Origin of the sequence: Geminocystis herdmanii PCC 6308 (genome assembly GCF_000332235.1) — a bacterium.
GTDB lineage: Bacteria > Cyanobacteriota > Cyanobacteriia > Cyanobacteriales > Cyanobacteriaceae > Geminocystis > Geminocystis herdmanii.
Window position 1 is genome coordinate 1,542,708 of the sequence record NZ_CM001775.1, and the last position, 20,609, is coordinate 1,563,316.

At 35.0% G+C, this 20,609-nt stretch carries 17 protein-coding genes; 11 read left to right on the plus strand and 6 right to left on the minus strand.

All coding sequences use genetic code 11. The features are described from left to right. Positions 1 to 187 precede the first annotated feature (187 nt). The gene (locus SYN6308_RS07860; RefSeq protein WP_017293892.1) at positions 188 to 2,260 is read right to left on the minus strand and encodes a M3 family metallopeptidase; all 2,073 of its coding nucleotides are present in this window, start codon (positions 2,258 to 2,260) and stop codon (positions 188 to 190) included. A gap of 175 nt (positions 2,261 to 2,435) precedes the next feature. Beyond that, complete coding sequence (locus SYN6308_RS07865) at positions 2,436 to 3,842, minus strand: isochorismate synthase (protein ID WP_017293893.1); 1,407 nt, start codon at positions 3,840 to 3,842, stop codon at positions 2,436 to 2,438. 290 nt (positions 3,843 to 4,132) lie between these two features. Here SYN6308_RS07865 and menA point away from each other — a divergent pair, with 290 nt between their 5' ends. From menA to SYN6308_RS07880, 3 genes are all read left to right on the plus strand, one after another. Then, entirely contained in the window at positions 4,133 to 5,050 is a 918-nt protein-coding gene (gene menA / locus SYN6308_RS07870; protein ID WP_017293894.1) for a 2-carboxy-1,4-naphthoquinone phytyltransferase, read from the plus strand. Between the two features lie 170 nt (positions 5,051 to 5,220). Beyond that, positions 5,221 to 6,201, plus strand: coding sequence for an acetyl-CoA carboxylase carboxyl transferase subunit alpha (gene accA / locus SYN6308_RS07875; protein ID WP_017293895.1), 981 nt, complete (start codon positions 5,221 to 5,223; stop codon positions 6,199 to 6,201). Positions 6,202 to 6,274: 73 nt separating this feature from the next. Beyond that, positions 6,275 to 6,874 carry a hypothetical protein gene (locus SYN6308_RS07880; RefSeq protein ID WP_017293896.1) on the plus strand — a complete coding sequence of 200 codons (600 nt, stop codon included), beginning with the start codon at positions 6,275 to 6,277 and terminating at the stop codon, positions 6,872 to 6,874. A 39-nt stretch (positions 6,875 to 6,913) separates the two neighbouring features. Here SYN6308_RS07880 and cobW read toward each other — a convergent pair whose 3' ends face one another. Beyond that, positions 6,914 to 7,942 (minus strand): cobalamin biosynthesis protein CobW, encoded by a 1,029-nt coding sequence (gene cobW / locus SYN6308_RS07885; protein WP_017293897.1) that lies wholly within the window; start codon positions 7,940 to 7,942, stop codon positions 6,914 to 6,916. Positions 7,943 to 8,206: 264 nt separating this feature from the next. Here cobW and chlG point away from each other — a divergent pair, with 264 nt between their 5' ends. From chlG to SYN6308_RS07920, 7 genes are all read left to right on the plus strand, one after another. Then, on the plus strand, positions 8,207 to 9,205 hold the full coding sequence (chlG, locus tag SYN6308_RS07890; RefSeq protein ID WP_017293898.1) for a chlorophyll synthase ChlG: 999 nt from the start codon (positions 8,207 to 8,209) through the stop codon (positions 9,203 to 9,205). Positions 9,206 to 9,350: 145 nt separating this feature from the next. After that, on the plus strand, positions 9,351 to 10,706 hold the full coding sequence (gene miaB, locus SYN6308_RS07895; RefSeq protein WP_017293899.1) for a tRNA (N6-isopentenyl adenosine(37)-C2)-methylthiotransferase MiaB: 1,356 nt from the start codon (positions 9,351 to 9,353) through the stop codon (positions 10,704 to 10,706). Positions 10,707 to 10,986: 280 nt separating this feature from the next. Beyond that, positions 10,987 to 11,952 carry a circadian clock protein KaiA gene (locus SYN6308_RS07900; RefSeq protein ID WP_026101981.1) on the plus strand — a complete coding sequence of 322 codons (966 nt, stop codon included), beginning with the start codon at positions 10,987 to 10,989 and terminating at the stop codon, positions 11,950 to 11,952. A 56-nt stretch (positions 11,953 to 12,008) separates the two neighbouring features. Next, entirely contained in the window at positions 12,009 to 12,314 is a 306-nt protein-coding gene (kaiB, locus tag SYN6308_RS07905; RefSeq protein ID WP_017293901.1) for a circadian clock protein KaiB, read from the plus strand. A gap of 74 nt (positions 12,315 to 12,388) precedes the next feature. Further along, a complete protein-coding gene (kaiC, locus tag SYN6308_RS07910; protein WP_017293902.1) occupies positions 12,389 to 13,933 on the plus strand; it encodes a circadian clock protein KaiC in 1,545 nt (514 codons plus the stop codon). Positions 13,934 to 13,964: 31 nt separating this feature from the next. Beyond that, positions 13,965 to 14,339 (plus strand): four helix bundle protein, encoded by a 375-nt coding sequence (locus SYN6308_RS07915; protein ID WP_237741268.1) that lies wholly within the window; start codon positions 13,965 to 13,967, stop codon positions 14,337 to 14,339. Between the two features lie 113 nt (positions 14,340 to 14,452). Next, the gene (locus SYN6308_RS07920; protein ID WP_026101982.1) at positions 14,453 to 15,211 is read left to right on the plus strand and encodes a sulfite exporter TauE/SafE family protein; all 759 of its coding nucleotides are present in this window, start codon (positions 14,453 to 14,455) and stop codon (positions 15,209 to 15,211) included. A 76-nt stretch (positions 15,212 to 15,287) separates the two neighbouring features. Here SYN6308_RS07920 and SYN6308_RS07925 read toward each other — a convergent pair whose 3' ends face one another. Then, positions 15,288 to 16,481, minus strand: coding sequence for a 4-hydroxy-3-methylbut-2-enyl diphosphate reductase (locus SYN6308_RS07925; RefSeq protein ID WP_017293906.1), 1,194 nt, complete (start codon positions 16,479 to 16,481; stop codon positions 15,288 to 15,290). Between the two features lie 146 nt (positions 16,482 to 16,627). Here SYN6308_RS07925 and SYN6308_RS07930 point away from each other — a divergent pair, with 146 nt between their 5' ends. Then, the gene (locus tag SYN6308_RS07930) at positions 16,628 to 18,151 is read left to right on the plus strand and encodes a phosphomannomutase/phosphoglucomutase (RefSeq protein WP_017293907.1); all 1,524 of its coding nucleotides are present in this window, start codon (positions 16,628 to 16,630) and stop codon (positions 18,149 to 18,151) included. 254 nt (positions 18,152 to 18,405) lie between these two features. Here the strand turns inward: SYN6308_RS07930 and era are convergent, their stop codons facing one another. Continuing rightward, entirely contained in the window at positions 18,406 to 19,341 is a 936-nt protein-coding gene (era, locus tag SYN6308_RS07935) for a GTPase Era (RefSeq protein WP_017293908.1), read from the minus strand. Next, entirely contained in the window at positions 19,334 to 20,470 is a 1,137-nt protein-coding gene (locus SYN6308_RS07940; RefSeq protein ID WP_237741269.1) for a succinylglutamate desuccinylase/aspartoacylase family protein, read from the minus strand. Before SYN6308_RS07940 ends, era begins: the two co-directional genes overlap by 8 nt. Positions 20,471 to 20,609 lie beyond the last annotated feature (139 nt).

Consider the following 20,609-nt stretch of genomic DNA (forward strand, 5'->3'; position numbering starts at 1 on the left):
TGTCTGCCTGTCTGCCTGTCTTCCAAGTCAGCCCTCATCTATCCTTATTGATTTTTTATGTTCAATTCTTTGATCGAATTATATAATCTTCTGAAAATTACACCTGAAACCTGCCCTTATCAGACATTCTTGCATCGAACTGAGGTGAACTCAGGTTAAAATGAAAGACTCTGATAGACTAGATTATTTATGCAGTTAACAAACCACTATGTTGAAGTAAAGGTTTCGTGTCGGGTTGTCTGCCTCGAAATTGAGTGAAAATTTCCATGGGCGATCGACTTCCTCCTAATGCTAAAATAGTGTCTCGGAAACGTTTGCCCACTTCAATAATAGCGTTTTCGTTTTCTAAACCTACTTCTTCAAAAGCAGAAAAAGCATCGGCACTAAGCACCTCCGCCCATTTATAACTGTAGTAACCTGCGGAATAACCTCCAGCAAAAATATGTCCAAAACTACACAAAAACTCATCCTCTGGTAAAGGTGGTATTACTGTAGTTGTTTTGGCAATTCGATCGCGCACTTGGTGAGGAGTTTCACCACTATTAGGGTTATAACGGGAATGCAACTCTAAATCGAGGAGGCTAAAAGATAATTGACGCAACATACCAGAACCACTCATGTAATTTTTAGAGGCTAACAATTTTTCGTAATAGTGATAAGGTAAAGTTTCCCCCGTCTCATAATGTTTTGCCATACCAAAGAGGGTATTTTTTTCTAAACACCAATTTTCCATAAACTGACTAGGCAACTCCACCGCATCCCATTCCACATTATTGATACCAGAAGCGCCAATATAGTCAATTTTAGTCAACATATGTTGTAAACCATGACCAAATTCATGGAATAAAGTCTCAACTTCTCCAAAAGTCATCAAACTAGGTTTGTCATCAATAGGAGGAGTTTGATTACAGGTAAGATAGGCAACGGGAAGACGGGTGATAACCTTGCCATTTGCCTCAAATTTTGCCCTACCTAAACAGTCATCCATCCACGCGCCACCTCTTTTTTCCGAAGGGCGCGAATAGGCATCAAGATAAAAATGGGCAATAACCTCATTATTTTCATCGGCAACTTGAAAATATCGAACATCCTCATGCCAAACAGGCGCTTCTCCATCAGCAGGAGTAATTTTAATACCAAAAATCCGTTTTGCTAAACCAAATAAACCCTCTAAAACTTCATTTAAAGGAAAATAAGGGCGTAATTCTTCTTCTGTGAAATTAAACTTAGTTTCCCTCTGTTTTTCTGCCCAATAACTCACATCCCAAGGATTTAAGTTATCAACTTGAGCAAATTCTTTTAACTCTTTTAACTCTTGTTGCGCAGCAGTATAACTGACAACTCGCAATTCTTCCAAGAGTTTTTCCACGGTTTCCACACTATCCGCCATTTTTTTGGCAAGGCTAACTTGGGCATAATTTTTATAGCCTAAAATGTGAGCTAATTCTTGTTTTAAGCTCAAAATCTTGATAATTAAGGGATTATTGTCAAATTCTCCGCTTCCAGCACGGGTTACATAAGCTCGATAAATTTTTTCTCTTAAATCCCCTCTCTTACTAAATTTTAAGAAAGGGCCAAAACTAGGATAATCTAAGGTTATCACCCAAGGACCATTTTCGGGAGTCGCATCTTCATCTCCCTCACTTCGGGCAGTTTGAGCGGATAAACTGAGTAAACTGGCGGGTAAGCCATCTATTTCTTCGGGAGTTGTTAGGCGTAATTTAAAGGCTTTGGTAGAATCAAGGACATTATTCGAGAATTTAGTCGATAATTCAGCTAATTCTAAGTAAATTTCGTTAAAACGCTCTTTTTTCTCTCCTTCTAAGGCAACTCCCGATAATTGAGCTTCTTTGATGGCAGATTCGATAATTCTTTGTTGCGCCGACTCGAAACTATGCCATTCGTCACTATTCCTAATCTTGACAAACCCTTCGTATAATGTCTTACTTTGAGTTAATTTGTTACTAAATTGTACTAACTGGGGTTGTACTGTTTCATAGGCTGTACGCAATTCTGGGCTATTTTTTACTCCCATGAGATGCCCAATGATTCCCCAACTCCAGCGCAGTCTTTCTTCAATATGATTTAAAGGCACAACTAAACCTTTCCATGTGGGTTTAAAATCGGCTTCTAAGTGCCTTAATTCTATGTCTAATTCCGTTAATAATTGTTCGATCGCTGGTACGATATGATTAGGCTCGATGTCTTTAAATGGAGGTAATCCTTCCCCGATTAATAACGGATTGCTTACGGTAGTCATTCTTAATTTCTCAATTTTCAATAGTTATTTTCTATAATATTCTAACGATTCAATCAATAAAAATTTAATCGATTTGCTCAAGCTATTGTAATTGTTAATACTAACTCCTAACTCCTAACTCCTAACTCCTCTCTCCTCCCTTTATAAAAATACTTTTTTAACAACCTCTCACTACCTATATTAAAGCCTGTAAAAGAGCTTGAAATTTCAGCTTAATTTCGATCAATTCTTGTTCAGGTTTTGAACCCTCAACTATTCCAGCACCCGCAAATAAACGGGCGTAATTACCTTTAATTAAAGCCGATCGAATCCCCACCACAAATTCACAATTTCCTTGCCTATTTAGCCATCCTATAGGGGCAGAATATAAGGCTCGATCGAACTTTTCTAAGGCTTGAATTTCTGTACAAGCTATATCTGTGGGAATACCAGCCACAGCAGGAGTTGGATGTAATTTTTCAATAATTTCTAAAGGGTTTAAATCAGTATTTATTTGAGCATTAATAGGAGTCCATAAATGTTGAATATTAGATAACTTTAATAATTTTAATGTAGATTTTCTCGGACTTAATCCCATAGTTAATAATTGATTAAAAATAAAATCACTAACTATTTGATGTTCCCTTTTTTCCTTCTCACTATCTAATAATTTATTGCCGATATAATTATCATCTTCCTCATTTTTTCCTCTGGGTGCAGAACCTGCTAAAGCATCACTAATTATGGTATTATCTTTAATAGAAAGTAGTCTTTCTGGACTTGCACCGATAAAATGTTCTTGGTTTTGATTGCTGATGGAAAATACATAACAATCAGGATAATTTTTTCTTAAATTATTCAAAGATTTAATAATATTAAAATTCTTATTAGTTTTTACTTCTAAACTATGGGCAACTACTATTTTTGTGAGTTTTTTCGTGTGAATTGCCTCTAATCCTAGATTCACTTTATCGATAAAAGATTGATATTGATCTTCTGCTAAACTATAATGTAAAGTATTTTTTTCTTCCGTAAAATTTTGATAACTAGAGATTATTTTTTGACTAAAATTATTATTTATATATTGTTTAATTAAATTGATATTTTCTGGGTTATTATAAGTGTTGATTGTTAAAGTATAAATATTATCTTTTTTTAGTAGTTGAATAGCAGGTAAAAATATTGTAGCGAGGGGGAAAGAATGAGAGAGATTATGATAAGAATTAAAAAAACTAAAGTAAGAAAAAAAATAAGCCTGATCATTAGCTAATTTTTGACGGGTTTCGGTGATAAACTTTTGACATAAAGAAAACCTATTATCATCTTCTTTTAGACTATGATTAATCGTCAAACTTTTTAAAGCACTAATAGCCACGATCGATTCTTGTTTTCGTTGATTTTCCCAATAGAAAGAAAGTTGATTTTCTTCCTTCATCACCGAGAAAAAAATCAGACTATCAAGAGGATCAATATTAAAAGAAAAAGAAATAATATCGGGATTTTGATGACTGTTATTAACGTTTTTTTGAGAAGATAAAAAAATTAATTCTTTTAAAATTTTAGTATAATCTAAAAGATGAAATTGAGAAGGAATTACGGGCATAAATAATAATAAATAGTGAATAGTGAATAGTTAATAACGACTTTTCTCTCTATAAAATTTATCATAATTCCAAGAGAATAATTGACAATCAACAATCAAAGATAGACAATGAGGAACTAACAATTATTCATTATTCATTAGACCTCTTGCACAATAAAAAGTAAAATCTGTATTTAGGGTGAAAAATGTTAATTTTTTAACTCATTACTTATTATTCATTACTCATTACTCGACTTCCGCAAGAAGTCTATTATCAATTCCCTAATCCCTATCATATCGAATTAGAGATCATGACTATAACCGAACAGGCAAAATCATCAAATATCAATACATCCCCTAGCAAAAATAAACTTTGGTTTGCCGCCATAAAACCTCCCATGTACACTGTCGCAGTTATTCCCATTGGTTTTGGCACGGCTTTAGCCTATGGTGAAACGGGAATATTTCATCTTAATATTTTCTTGACTTTCTTACTCTCAGGAATTTTCATTATTGCATGGTTAAATCTCAGTAACGATGTTTTTGACTCTGATACGGGAATAGACGTAAATAAAGCTCATTCAGTAGTAAATCTGACAGGAAATCGTAACCTAATCTTCTGGATTAGTATCGGCTTTTTATTATTGGGTTTAGGGGGAATTTTGTTAATAAATTATTGGCTCAAGGATTGGACTGTGTTATGGTTAATTATCGCTAGTTGTGCATTAGGTTACACTTATCAAGGACCTCCTTTTCGTTTTGGTTATTTAGGTTTAGGGGAAATAATCTGTTTTGTCACTTTTGGACCTATGGCGATCGCATCTGCTTATTATAGTCAAGCTCAATCTTTTTCAGCATCATCTCTTTGGGCATCAACTATCATTGGTATATCCACATCCATCATCCTTTTTTGTTCTCATTTTCATCAAGTTACCGATGACATTACCGCAGGAAAAAAATCTCCCATAGTCAGATTAGGCACAGATTTAGGAGCAAAAGTATTAATCATCTCAGTAATTTTGTTCTATAGTTTATGTGTTGTGTTAACCCTAATCAAAATACTTCCCGATAATGCTTTAATAGTAATGCTAAGTTTGCCCATTGCTTATCAATTAATCAACCATGTAAGGCAATATCATGATCAACCAGAAAAAGTAAAAAATAGCAAATTTATCGCTGTAAATCTACATTTTTTTAGTGGTTTATTATTGTGTTTGGGTTTAATTTAGCGATATTAAGACTTAGATATTTGTAACAAAAAGAATTAAGAGATTGCTACACCTACGGGAACGTGCCTTGCAATGACAAAATATGCTTATCTTGGCGTAAATCCGATATATTCCTTTTTTACAAAAATAAATAACTATTTTAAAATTACTAATTATATATATCAATTTTTATGGCAAAATCAGAACAAAAACGTACCTTTTTATTAGAATTTGAAAAACCCCTAGTGGAATTACAAACTAGAATTAATCAAATTCGGGAGTTAGCTGAAAAAAATCAAGTGGACGTTTCCGAGCAGTTAAAGGAATTGGAAGATAGAGCCGAGCAACTACGCAAAGAAATTTACAGCACTCTCACCCCTTCCCAAAAATTACAAATAGCGCGGCATCCCCGTCGCCCTTCCACCCTTGATTATATTCAAGCGATGACCGATGAATGGTTTGAATTACACGGCGATCGAAGGGGTTATGATGATCCAGCCCTAATTGGCGGAATTGCCCGTTTAAATGGACGTGCAGTAGTGATTATAGGACATCAAAAAGGACGAGACACAAAAGACAACGTAGCTCGTAATTTTGGTATGGCTTCCCCCGGCGGTTATCGTAAAGCCATGCGTTTAATGGAGCATGCTAACCGTTTTTCTATGCCCATTATCACCTTTATTGATACTCCGGGGGCTTATGCAGGAGTCGAGGCGGAAAAATTAGGACAAGGGGAAGCCATCGCCTATAATTTAAGGGAAATGTTCAGCTTAGATGTTCCCATTGTTACTACTGTAATCGGTGAAGGCGGTTCTGGAGGTGCTTTAGGCATTGGAGTTGCCGAAAAGTTGATGATGTTTGAACACTCTGTTTACACTGTAGCGAGTCCTGAAGCCTGTGCCGCTATCCTTTGGAAAGATGCGAAAAAATCGGAACAAGCGGCCATCGCACTGAAAATTACGGCTAAAGATTTGAAGGAATTGGGTATAATCGATCGTATATTACCCGAACCTCCCGGATGCGCTCATTCCGATCCCCTTGCCACTGCATCTATACTGAAACAAGGTATTTTAGATAATTTAGAATATTTAGACAACCTTTCGATCGAACAAAGAAAAGAATTGAGGTATCAAAAATTCCGTAATTTAGGGGTATTCTTAGAAAATTCTTAATTATCATTCTTCCTATCTCCTGTCTCCTAACTCCTATCTCCCTAATCGATTGACTATGAGGCAACCTCTAATTATGAGTATTGATAATGATGTTTTTCTTGAATTAAATCATGAATTAATTAAACCTTTACACAACGTTGATGATTTAGAATTGTGGATATTATGGCAAAAATATCCCCAACAGTCACGCTATTTAATTATGTTGTTTTTTCGTTATGCCGATTTTCCTCAAAAAGTAGCTAAAAATTTCCATAATCTTGAGCTTTCTTTACCCTATTTAGAGAATTTATGGTTTTTTATGTTCGATCGACTTTTAAACTACAATCTTGAAAAAAAATCTCTCTTATCAGAAATTATCACCCAATTAGTTAACGAATTTTTGACAGCAGAAAAAATTATCGTAACTTCTACCAACAAAAGTGATGAGCATTTAGAAATCAGATTTTTCCCTTTAAAATATTACCTTCAAAAAAATCTTGATAAGCTATCCAATATTGAAAGAATAATTTTGTTAACTAAAGATAAATTTAATTGGGAAAATGAAAAAATCTTAGACTATTTACAACAACAAAAACAAACCATAACCTTAGCTGAAATTAAAGCCTATTATACCCAAGCCCATTCTCGATTACTCAATTTTTTACCTATCGATATTGTGAGTATTTATTTGTAAAAGTAAGAAGGCAACAGGCAACAAATATTGTAATTGATTTTAATTATTAATTTCTCTTTGAAAATCTCTTAAATTACGTCCGATTATAACTAATTTTGTGGCTCTTTTTTCTTCGGGTTTCCAAAGTCGATCGAAAAATGTTTCAAATCGATCGCCTACTCCTTGTAATACCATCCGCATTGGTTTATCAGTCACATTAACAAAACCCTTGATACGATAAATCTCAGATTTTTCCACAAAACTGCGTAATGTAGAGAGTAATTCTTGGGGATTAACGGAGTTTTCGATGAATAATTCTCTTGACTCAATATCATCATCGTGATCATGATCTTCCTCTGTGTCATGATGGGAGGGACGATTAGATAAATCATCCTCTACCATAGCGTTAAAACCTAATAAAATATTCGAGTTAATCTCCCCTTGATGACAAGGAATAACTTTAATTCCCGTGCGTAATTCTGTTTCTAACCAATCCTTGACGGTGGTTAATTCTTTATCTTCTAGTAAGTCTGTTTTTGTTAATAAGACTAAATCAGCACAAGCTAATTGATCTTCAAATAATTCCTCGATCGAACTTTCATGATCTAAACTAGGATCATTGGCTCTTTGGGTTTCTAAAGCCTGTAAATCTCCCACTAATTTCCCTTTAGCCAAAGCGTCAGCATCCACCACGGTAATAACTCCATCTACAGTGGCATGGTTGCGAATTTCTTGCCATTTAAAAGCCTGTATCAATGGTTTTGGTAATGCTAATCCTGATGTTTCAATGACGATCGAATCTATCTTATCCTTTTTGGTCAACAATTCCTGCATAGTAGGATAAAATTCTTCTTGTACAGTACAGCAAAGACAACCGTTAGTTAACTCAATAATATTCGTGCTTTCCATACCGTCATCATCACACACTTGACAACTGCGTAACAAATCCCCGTCAATACCAACCTCTCCAAATTCATTGACAATCACAGCGATTCTTCTACCCTCATTATTTTGTAATAGGTGACGCAATAGGGTAGTTTTTCCAGCGCCGAGAAAACCAGTGATAACAGTAACGGGGATTTTGTGCATAAAAAGGTGTTAGGGTGTTAGGGTGTTAGGGGGTTAGGGGGTTGGGATGTTAATCAACGACACGCCGTGTAATAAATTACACGTCTAATAGTTATCGTTCAATAAATTGAACTTTTTTCTTCATTATTAGTTGTTAATTATTCATTGTTAATTATTCATTGTTAATTGTTAATTATTCATTATTCATGGTCAACTGTCAACAGTGACAGTGATTGTTATACTATTCTCTAATGAATATGTTAACTTTTAGGCTTCATTAAAATAATGACAAATACAGAAGATAAAGATTATACCAAAGTAGAACTCGATCGAGATGACAAAGGCTCAAAAGCTAGGCAACTATTAGGCATGAAAGGGGCAACCCAAGCCAAAAACATCTGGCAAATTAGGCTTCAGTTGATGAAACCTATTACATGGATTCCCTTGATTTGGGGGGTTGTGTGTGGTGCGGCTTCCTCTGGAGGTTATGTGTGGGGTTGGGAAGATTTCTTGATGGCGTTAACTTGTATGTTGATGTCAGGTCCTCTGTTAGCGGGTTATACTCAAACTATCAACGATTTTTACGATCGAGATATAGATGCAATCAACGAGCCATATCGCCCCATTCCATCGGGGATTATCTCCATTCCCCAAGTAGTAACCCAAATTCTCGTTTTACTATTTGCCGGTATCGGTGTCGCCTACGGTTTAGATGTGTGGGCAAATCATGAATTCCCCATATTAACCTGTTTAGCTGTGGGAGGATCATTTATTTCCTATATTTATTCTGCACCTCCTCTTAAACTCAAGAAAAATGGTTGGTTAGGTAACTATGCACTCGGTTCGAGTTATATTGCACTACCTTGGTGGGCTGGTCATGCTCTATTCGGTGAGTTAAACTGGACGATCGTAATTCTCACCTTAATCTATAGTATGGCAGGATTAGGCATCGCAGTGGTAAATGATTTCAAAAGTGTTGAGGGCGATCAAGAATTAGGGTTAAAATCCTTACCCGTAATGTTTGGAGTAACCACTGCCGCTTGGATTTGCGTAATTATGATCGATGTGTTTCAAATTGGCATGGGAGCATATTTAATTTCTATTCATCAAAATCTTTATGCCACCATTCTCTTATTGTTAGTTATACCACAAATAACTTTCCAAGATATGTACTTTTTAAGAGACCCATTAAAAAATGATGTCAAATATCAAGCCAGTGCGCAACCCTTTCTCGTATTGGGAATGTTAGTCATGGGGTTAGCCTTGGGGCATTCTGTCATGTAAGTAAGGTTGTCTCATCGTTTTCTGATGAGGGTAGGTGTTAGGTAGGTTTTAGATAAAATCTTGAGTTTAATTACTCGATCGAAGGGGGAGAAAAGTTATACTAGGAAGGTTAAGCTAAATTTTATGATTAATTGTTATCCAAACTATGATCGAGCAAAAACGTCGTTATAATATTACTACCTTTGGCTGTCAGATGAACAAAGCAGATTCTGAGCGCATGGCAGGTATATTAGAAAATATGGGTTTTGAGTTTACCGAAGACCCAAATAATGCTAATCTGATTGTTTATAATACCTGTACCATCAGAGATAACGCCGAACAAAAAGTTTATTCTTACTTGGGCAGACAGGCAAAACGGAAGCAAAATGAACCAGACTTAACTCTTGTTGTCGCTGGTTGTGTTGCCCAACAGGAAGGAGAAATGTTATTAAGACGTGTTCCTGAGTTAGACTTAGTTATGGGACCACAACACGCTAATCGTTTAGATAGTTTATTAGATCAGGTGTTCGCTGGTAATCAGGTTGTCGCTACTGAGCCGATCCACATTTACGAAGATATTACCAAGCCTCGCCGTGAAAGTAACGTTTCGGCATGGGTAAATATTATTTATGGTTGTAACGAGAGATGTAGCTATTGCGTTGTCCCTAGTGTTAGGGGTGTAGAACAATCCCGCACTCCTGAGTCGATTAAAGCGGAAATTGAAGATATTGCTCGTCAAGGTTTTAAGGAAGTCACTTTATTAGGTCAAAATATCGATGCTTACGGTCGTGATTTACCCGGTACAACGGAAACGGGGCGACATTTACACACTTTAACGGATTTACTCTATTATATCCATGATGTGGAAGGGATCGATCGAATCCGTTTTGCTACCTCTCACCCCCGTTATTTTACCGAGCGCTTAATCAAGGCTTGTCACGAATTACCGAAGGTATGCGAACATTTCCATATTCCCTTTCAGTCGGGAGATAATGAGATATTAAAAGCCATGAAACGAGGCTATACCCATGAGCGTTATCGTGATATTATCAGCAAGATTCGCCATTATATGCCCCATGCCTCCATTAGTGCCGATGCCATCGTCGGTTTTCCGGGAGAGACAGAAGAACAGTTCCAGAATACCTTAAATTTGGTGGATGACATCGGTTTTGATCAACTTAACACGGCGGCTTATTCTCCCCGCCCCAATACTCCTGCCGCTTTATGGGATAATCAAATTAGCGAAGAAGAAAAGAGCGATCGACTTCAAAGGTTAAATCATTTAGTGGGAGTAAAAGCAGCAGAAAGGTCTCAAAGATACTTAAATAGAGTAGAACAAGTATTAGTAGAAGATATTAACCCTAAAGATACCACCCAAGTAGTGGGAAGAACTGACGGCAATCGTTTAACCTTCTTTAAGGGAGATTTAACGGAGTTAAAGGGTAAAATTGTGCCTGTGAAAATCACAGAAGTTCGCCCCTTTAGCCTTACGGGAGAAATGTTGTCTTTAGTTACTGCTTAACAAACCTAAAAAGTTTTAACAATTAATTATAGGTAACAAAATTTCCCCCTTTATTTAAGGGGGGTTAGGGGGGATCAAATTCTCACAACTCATAACTAACTGCTATAAAGAGAATTAAATTTAATACATCATTGCGAAGAATCAATTCGGCTAATGTTTAAATCAATTCTATCTCCTATCTCCTATCTCCTATCTCCTATTTTCTGATTCATTTGCTAATTCATTCCTCGTCAAGTTAACATATACCTGAGTACATCATTTAATGTCATAGTAAAATCCCTTGTCTTCTCGATTATCCATTTGTATCTTTGTTCCCGTAGTACAAATTGTTCACTCTTTAACCCAGTTACTGAGTGGCGATGGGAAGTTGTCTCTGTGCGATCGTTATCATTTACATATCCTCAATTCTGTGGCAGAATTAAAACAATTTGTCATAGATAATAAAGAAAAATTAGACTGTTTGATCATCTTCAATGATGAGGTGAGCATTCCTCTAATTAAAGAATTTTATGATGTGGGTTTAATTTTACCAGTAGTTATTATTGAGCCTGATGATTTGGATTTATCCAGAGAGTCTATCACCATCGATTCAGAAGTAAAATTAAACAATGATTTTTCTGGGGATTCTCATAGTCTTGAGCATCTTTATCATAGTGCGGAAGTGCGTATTCGATTAAGAGAGTTAGGCAATATTATCAGCTATATTGACAGATCGATCGCGCAATTTTTACATTTAGCACCTAGTTGTTCCATTCTGGAAAATCCTCAAAATACCTCTAAACAAATAGAGCAAAAACAAAATTTTTTATTATTACAACAAAGAAGATTAGCTGAAAAACTAAAGGAAAGATTAGGATATTTAGGGGTTTATTATAATCGAAATCCTAATTATTTTTATCGCTATTTATCTCAAACAGAAAAACAGGAATTAATCGAACAATTAAGCCTTGCCTATAGAGAAATTATTTTAAATTATTTTAATCAAGAAAGTGAGGTAAATCAAGAGATTGATCAGTTTGTGAATCAAGCATTTTTTGCTGATTTATCTGTATCTCAAATTCTCGAAATTCACATGGAATTAATGGATGAATTTGCACAGAAATTAAAATTAGAGGGAAGAAATGAAGATATATTACTGGATTATCGATTGGCTTTAATTGATATTATTGCTCATTTATGCGAAATGTATCGCCGTTCTATTCCTAAAGAAGAATTGCCTTTTGAAGTATTATTTCCAGTAGATTAAATTAACAAATAATTATAAAATATAAAACATAATAAATAAGTATAAAAACTATTGATATGAGTCCCCTTAAAAAAACTTATGTTCTCAAGCTATATGTAGCGGGGAATACTCCTAATTCTGTTAGGGCTTTAAAAACCTTAAAAAATATCCTTGAAGAAGAATTTAAAGGGGTATATGCCCTAAAAGTTATTGATGTTTTAAAGAATCCTCAATTAGCGGAGGAAGATAAAATTTTAGCGACTCCGACTCTCTCGAAAGTGTTACCGCCTCCCGTGCGCAAAATTATTGGGGATTTGTCCGATCGAGAAAAAGTCTTAATTGGTTTAGACTTATTATATGAGGAAATTAGAGATCGAGAATAATTTTTTAATAACATTTTTTAACATCATTAAAACAATTTTTTTAAACATACAATTTAATAATTTTAATTTAGGTAATGGATAAGATAAAAAAAGAAGAATTAAAAGCCAAAGGAGTCCAAAAAATTCGCACCATGATCGAAGGATTTGACGAGATTAGTCATGGTGGTTTACCTATTGGTAGAACAACTTTAGTTAGTGGTACATCGGGTACAGGAAAAACCCTTTTTGCTATCCAATTTTTATATCATGGTATCAAATATTTTGACTATCCGGGGTTGTTTATTACTTTTGAAGAATCCCCTAATGATATTATTCAAAATGCCTATAGTTTCGGTTGGGATTTACAAAGTTTAATCGATGAGGGTAAACTATTTATATTGGATGCTTCTCCCGATCCTGAAGGTCAAGAAGTAGTAGGTAATTTCGATTTATCGGCTTTAATTGAGCGTATCCAATATGCTGTTAAAAAATATCAAGCTAGGTTAGTTTCGATCGATTCTGTAACGGCAATATTTCAGCAGTATGATGCCGCTTCCGTTGTCAGACGGGAAATTTTTCGCCTCGTAGCTAGGTTAAAGTTACTAGGAGTAACCTCTGTAATGACGACCGAAAGACTAGAAGAATATGGACCTGTAGCACGATTTGGGGTGGAAGAATTTGTTTCCGATAACGTGGTAATTGTGCGCAACGTCTTAGAAGGTGAAAGAAGAAGACGTACAGCAGAAATTCTTAAATTACGAGGTACTACCCACATGAAGGGAGAATATCCCTTTACCATTACAGGGGATGGTATTAATATCTTTCCCCTTGGGGCGATGCAACTTACACAACGATCGTCTAACACTCGTAGTTCATCAGGGATTAAAATTCTCGATGAGATGTGCGGTGGGGGTTTCTTCAAGGATTCCATTATCTTGGCAACGGGCGCAACGGGTACGGGTAAAACCCTGTTAGTCAGCAAATTCTTAGAAGAAGGTTGTCGTCAAGGAGAAAAGGCGATTTTGTTTGCCTATGAAGAATCGAGGGCGCAACTATCCCGTAATGCTTCCTCTTGGGGTATCGATTTCGAGGAAATGGAAGAAAAAGGATTACTTAAGTTAATTTGTTCTTATCCTGAATCGGCGGGTTTAGAGGATCATTTACAAATGATTAAATCAGAAATCGCTGATTTTAAACCTAGTCGTATTGCGATCGACTCCTTGTCAGCATTAGCTAGGGGAGTTACTAATAATGCTTTCCGTCAATTTGTCATCGGTGTTACGGGCTATGCTAAACAGGAAGAAATTACAGGCTTTTTCACCAATACCACCGATCAATTTATGGGCGCACATTCCATTACCGAATCCCATATTTCCACCATTACCGACACTATTTTAATGTTGCAGTATGTAGAAATTAGGGGCGAAATGTCGAGGGCGATCAACGTATTCAAAATGCGAGGATCATGGCATGATAAAGGTATTAGGGAATATAGTATCAGTAAAGAAGGACCAAATATTAAAGATTCCTTCCGTAACTATGAGCGTATTATTAGCGGTTCACCTAGTCGCATTAGTATTGACGAAAAAAGTGAGTTATCTCGTATCGTTAAAAATGTCAAGGATAAAACCCTAGAATAATGGAGAATGGAGAATTGAGAATGGAGAATTGATGATCAATAATGGTGAGTTTATGAAGGAAAATGTAATTAAAAATAAATCTTTTGCTTTTGCCATTCGGATTGTTAAACTAGCTCAGTATCTTAGAGAAGATAAACAAGAATTTGTATTGTCTAAACAAATACTAAGAAGTGGTACTGCAATTGGTGCATTAGTGAGAGAATCGGAACACGCAGAAAGCAAAGCTGACTTTATTCATAAAATGAATATTGCCCTCAAAGAAGCAAATGAAACTCAATACTGGATTGATCTTTTATATCAAACTAACTATTTAAAAGAAAAAGCCTATAATTCCATCTTTAATGATAGCGAAGAATTAATAAAATTATTAGTAAGTATCATCAAAACCAGTAAACAAAACAAATAAAATAATTTCTTATTTTTCAATTCTCAATTCTGCATTCTCCATTTTCAATTCTTCTTTTGTTTGTTGTCTAAATAAATTACAATACAATTAAAACCTATTTTATTGAATATACTTTGACAACTACTCAATTATTTTTCCTCATCGGTATCTTTTTATTGACTAGCTTCATTGGTGTTGTTACTGGTAGTAACTCTTTGATTACTGTACCAGTGATGTTGGAATTTGGTATTTCTCCCGCTAGTGCGATCGCAACTAATATGTTTGCGTTAATATTTATGAGTGTTGGCGGTACAATTCCTTTTCTTAAAGGTGACATACTTAAACAAAGAAAAGATATACCTTTACTGTCAATCTTAACCGTTGTTGGCTCAATTTTAGGAGCGTTATTAGTTTTAATTATCCCTTCCGACACCATGCCGTTACTGATTTCTATTTTCATGATTGCGGTGTTAATTTTTTCCGTAATAAATCGCAATCAAGGGGTGGAAAAAAAAGAGAAACCCTCCCCTATTGCCACAAAAATTGGTTACGCTTTAACTTTTTTCTTAGGCATTTATGGAGGATTTTTTAGTGGTGGTTATGTTACCACTCTTACGGCTTCTTTTGTGGGTTTTTTAAATATGACTTTTGTGGAAGCGGTGGCAGTCACTAAAGTATTAAATATTTTTTCTTCCCTCATTGCTACTTTAATTTTTATGTCTCAAGGATTAGTTGATTATAAATTAGGGATAATTTTGGGAGTTACTATGTTTTTTGGAGCAATTTTAGGGGCAAAATTTGCTTTAAAACTGAGTAATTTATGGTTAAGAAGAATTTTTATGATTACGGTGATTATTTTAGCCATTAGAAATTTATTACAATGGTTTAATTAGGGTTGCTGAATAACTCAGAAATTAAAATCATTTGTTTTATAACTTTAACTAAAACCATTGCTAACGGCTAATTTTTTTAAGATTTGGAGATAAAAATTTTCTCGATAACATCTTCTACCACTTTATCAGGAGTGGAAGCCCCAGAAGTTATCCCTACGGTAATTTTCCCTTGGGGAAGCCAATTTTCCTTGATTTCTAAATCTTTATCAAGGGGTTTATGCTCAATTCTGTTATTCAAAAAAATTCGATCGCCACTATCAATATGGTAAGAAGGAATGTTATACTCGATCGAAATCTCCTGTAGATGAGTAGTATTAGAAGAATTAAAACCACCGATAACCACAATTAAATCTAGCTTTTCCTTGACTAAATCTAACATCGCATCCTGCCTTTCTTGAGTAGCATCACAAATGGTGTTAAAACTCATAAAATGATCATTTAACTCATTAGTGGGATACTTTTTCATCATAGTTTGCTCAAATAACTTACCAATGGCTTCCGTTTCACTTTTTAGCATGGTTGTTTGATTCGCAATACCTAACCTTTCTAAATCTGTTTCAGGGTTAAAACCCTCCGAATAAGCATTTTTAAATTTAGTTAAAAACTCCTGTTTATCTCCGCCATTAAGAATATAATTAGCCACATAGTTAGCCTCAGCCATATTCAAAACCACTAAATAAGTACCTGCAAAAGAGCTTGTAGCAACGGTTTCTTCATGTTTATATTTACCGTGAATAATCGAAGTATAACTACGTTTCTTGTGTTTTTCCACAGAATTCCAGACTTTAGAAACCCAAGGACAAGTTGTATCTACGATCGTACAACCTTTATCATTAAGTAACTGCATTTCTCCCACACTAGCACCAAAAGCAGGTAAAATTACTACTTCACCCTTATCAACTACAGAAAAATCTTTTTCTACCCCTTCCATGGGAATAAAATCAACATTCATCTCTTTTAATCTTTGATTGACAGAAGGATTATGAATAATCTCGTTAGTAATCCAAATTTTTTCCGTAGGAAAATGAGTGCGAGTTTCATAAGCCATAGCCACAGCCCTTTCCACCCCCCAACAAAACCCGAAGGCTTCAGCAAGGCGAATGGTAACATCACCTTTTGTCATCCTGTAGTTATTTTGACGAATCCCTTGAATTAAACTACTTTGATATTCTTGATTTAAAGTAGCGGTAACTTCTTCTTGATGCCCAAATCCTTTGCGATGGTAATTGTCTGATTGTTGGAGATTACGTTTAAAAGTCTTTGTATCCATGAGTATCTTAATAGTTAATGATTCCTTACATTATCTTAACCGAGTATGGATAATGGAGAATTGAGAATGGAAAATTGAGAATTAAGAATAGAATTAAGAATAGAATTAGGAATTAAAAACTATCCAGTATTTACTATTCACTATTTATGATAGATATTAATTGGCATAAATTGCAAAATGGTTCAGATATTCGAGGTGTGGCTTTAACGGGGGTGGAAGGGGAAGAAGTTAACCTTACTCCTGATGTGATTGCGACTATCGGCAAGGCTTTTACCATGTGGTTAAGTCAGGAAAAAGGCAAAAAACCTTCAGAGTTGGTGATTTCCATTGGTAGGGATAGCCGTTTGTCGGGAGAAACCCTGATGAATGCGCTTATGAGTTCGATCGAACTTTTAGGGGTAAAGGTGTATGATTTCGCTATGGCTTCCACTCCTGCGATGTTTATGAGTACCATTACGGAAGGTTTTAACTGTGATGGTGGGATAATGTTAACGGCGAGTCATCTTCCTTTTAATCGCAACGGCTTAAAATTTTTCACTGATAAAGGAGGCTTAGAAAAACAAAATATTACTGATATTCTGACTTTGGCAGAAAAAGGAGAATTTCCGACTAATGAGAAGGAAGGTTTCATCGAAAAACGAGATTTTATGACGGTGTATGCTAATCAATTCGTCAGCAAAATTAGAGAAGAAGTCAATCATCCTGATAACTTTGATACTCCCCTTCAAGGCTTAAAAATCATTGTCGATGCGGGAAATGGTGCAGGAGGCTTTTATGCCACAAAAGTTTTACAACCTTTAGGTGCGGATATAAACGGTAGTCAATTTTTAGAGCCTGATGGTACTTTTCCTAATCATATCCCGAATCCTGAAAATAAAGAGGCGATGGAGTCTATTTGTCAAGCCGTCATTCGTCATCAAGCGGATTTCGGTATTATTTTTGACACCGATGTCGATCGAAGTGCCGCCGTGGATAGTCAAGGAAAAGAGTTAAACCGTAACAAATTAATCGCCTTGATTAGTGCCATCATTTTAAAAGAACATCCTCACAGTACGATCGTGACTGACTCCATTACATCCGATGGTTTAACCGCCTTTATCGAAGAAGACTTGCAAGGAAAACATCACCGTTTTAAACGGGGTTATAAAAATGTGATTAACGAGGCTTTGCGATTAAATCAAGAAGGTACGGAATCATGGATTGCGATCGAAACCTCTGGTCATGCAGCCCTCAAAGAAAATTATTTTCTCGATGATGGTGCATATTTAGTCACAAAACTATTAATAGAATTAGCTAAATTAAAATTAGTTAATAAAGATTTAACTGACTTAATTAACAATTTAAAAGAGCCAGTAGAAAGTGAAGAATTTAGATTAATAATTAACGCCGAAAATTTTAAAGAATATGGCACTAAAGTCATCGAAAAACTAACCGAATTTAGTGCTAATCAACCCCATTGGACGATCGTACCTAATAATTATGAAGGCATTAGAGTTTCCTGTCAATCACCATCAGAAAAAGGCTGGTTTTTACTGCGTTTATCCCTTCACGATCCCGTATTACCTTTAAATATTGAGACAAATATTGAAGGAGGAATAGAAAAAATTGCTAGTCGTTTATTAACCTTTTTTCAGCAATTTGAACAACTAAATTTAAAAGATTTATTATAAACAAAAAAGCGTCTCTCCTGTCTGCCCCTCTCCTACCTTTAACATTTAACTTTTTTATCAACATCTAGTTAAACTATTTTATACTTATTTTTCAACTCGATCGCTAAGTTATAAAATCTTTTATCTGCTAAAAACTCAAAATTAATATTAGAAGATAAGTTAAAATTATATTTTTCTTCTTGTGAAAAAAGAGTTAATTGATTTTGTAAAATATTTGTTATTTGTTCGTAGTGAGGGTTTTAACCCTTCTTCTATTAATTTTTATCCACTTGATAGCCAAATTCAGCTAATCTTAATCGAGATTGGCGCCATTTAGGCTCAACTTTGACAAACAACTCTAAATAGACTTTTCCGCTTAATAATTTTTGCATCTGTTGACGGGAAGCACTACCAATTTGTTTTAACATTGAACCTTTATGACCAATCATAATCGATTTTTGCGAGTTTCTTTCCACATTGATCGCCGCATAAATTTTAGTTAACTTCTCCCCCTCCTCCATCTTTTCCACCGTCACCGCCACAGAATGGGGTATTTCTTCTTTTGTGGATAACAAAATTTGTTCTCTAATTAACTCCCCAATAATAAATCTTTCGGGTTGATCTGTGACCAAATCAGGAGGATAATAATAAGGACCATGATCTAACTTGGTAATTAATCCTTGTTGTAAAGTGTCTAATCCTTCCCCTGTCACCGCCGAAAAATTCACCATTTGCCAGTTTTCCAGACAAATTTCTTGATAACTTTCATTGAGTTTCTCTCTATCTTCTCCTTGTAAATCAGTTTTATTTAACCCCAGAATTACAGGAGTTTGACTTTTTTGTAATATTTCTGCAATATATCGATCGCCCCCACCAGCAGAAGAAGAAGCATCCACCACAAACAAAACCACATCAGCATTATTAATCGCAGAAACAGCATTTTGCACCAAAACCTTACCTAATTCATGGTGAGGCTTATGAATACCCGGTGTATCCACAAAAATAATTTGCGCTTCGGGAGTCGTTAAAATTCCCCGTAAACGATTGCGGGTTGTTTGTGCCACTGGAGAAGTAATAGCTATTTTTTGTCCGACTAAGTGATTCATTAAAGTAGATTTACCCACATTCGGGCGCCCGATAATAGCGATAAACCCAGACTTAAACTCAGGGGATGCAACGGGAATAACGGGCAAAAAAGATTGATTAGACATGGGGAAAAATACCTAGAATATACTCGCCTTGATTAACAGTATCGTTAGTAGAGACATCAAAAATTATGCCTTCATCTGCGGATTCAATATCTATTATAAAGGGCATTTTACTGCCTTTTGAAAACGAGAGAATTTGATATAGCATATCACCCTCTTTCACTTTTGTCCCTTCTTTTAAACGATGGCGAATAATTCCTCCTTGAATTGCGTAATAACTTTTGATGGTATTTTTAGGGATAAATTTAGTACTTTTTTCAGGTAAAACTACTTCTAAATTGAGTATTTTTTTTGCAGATAAATAGTTAATAATACCCTTAAATCCTTTTTTCACAGATTCTTCATTGACTCTCATACCTGAGCCTAATTCTAGTGTCCATGATTCTACATCAAAAATTAGATTTCTTCCCGCTTGACTCAATTTTTTTTCTAAAATTAACCAAGGATTTAAAAAGGCTTCATCAAAGGCATTGCCATCATATTTATTCATTAAAATAGCATAATCTAAGAGAAAATAATCAGCACTTTTTTGTCGATAATCAAAACAATAAAGATAGTCGATCGAACTGACACTAGAACTGTGAATATCGATGATATAATTAGCCGATAAGGATAAAGACTGTAAAATATTGCGATAATGTTCAGAAAAAGAAACACCTCGACGGTGATTAATATTATTCTGTTTTTCCTGAAACTTATTAAGAATATTATCAAAAAAATTAGCCTGTATATCTTGTTTAGAAAAATTCATATTTTCCCTAACAAAATCATCAATATTAATATTTTCATGACTATAATCCCAAAAAATACGATTCCAATTAAGTCCATCATAAGGGCTATATCTTCCCGTAGAGAAAAAGAGATTACGTTGATTAACTCCTATCGGATTACACATAGGGACTAAAATAATTTCCCCGTTAATATCCTCATTATTTAATGTAGAAAAAAACTCAATTAATTCATAAATAACCGCATTTCCCACAATTTCTGCACCATGTAAATTAGCTTGAATATAGACTTTTTTCCCTTCTTTTTTTCCTTGAAAAGTATAGACAGGAATTTGTAAAATATCTCCACTAGCCAAAATTTGTATTTCTATTAATTTATAATCAGGCAACATAGACTTTTTCATTTTATGTAACTTTTCTTTATCTTACCTTAGAGATAATAGTTGCAATCTTGACGAGAATTGATTTAAACTTGACTAAAATTGATCTTATATATCTAGGGTATAAGTATTTTTGTTCTAGTAAAATAATTATAAAAAAAGG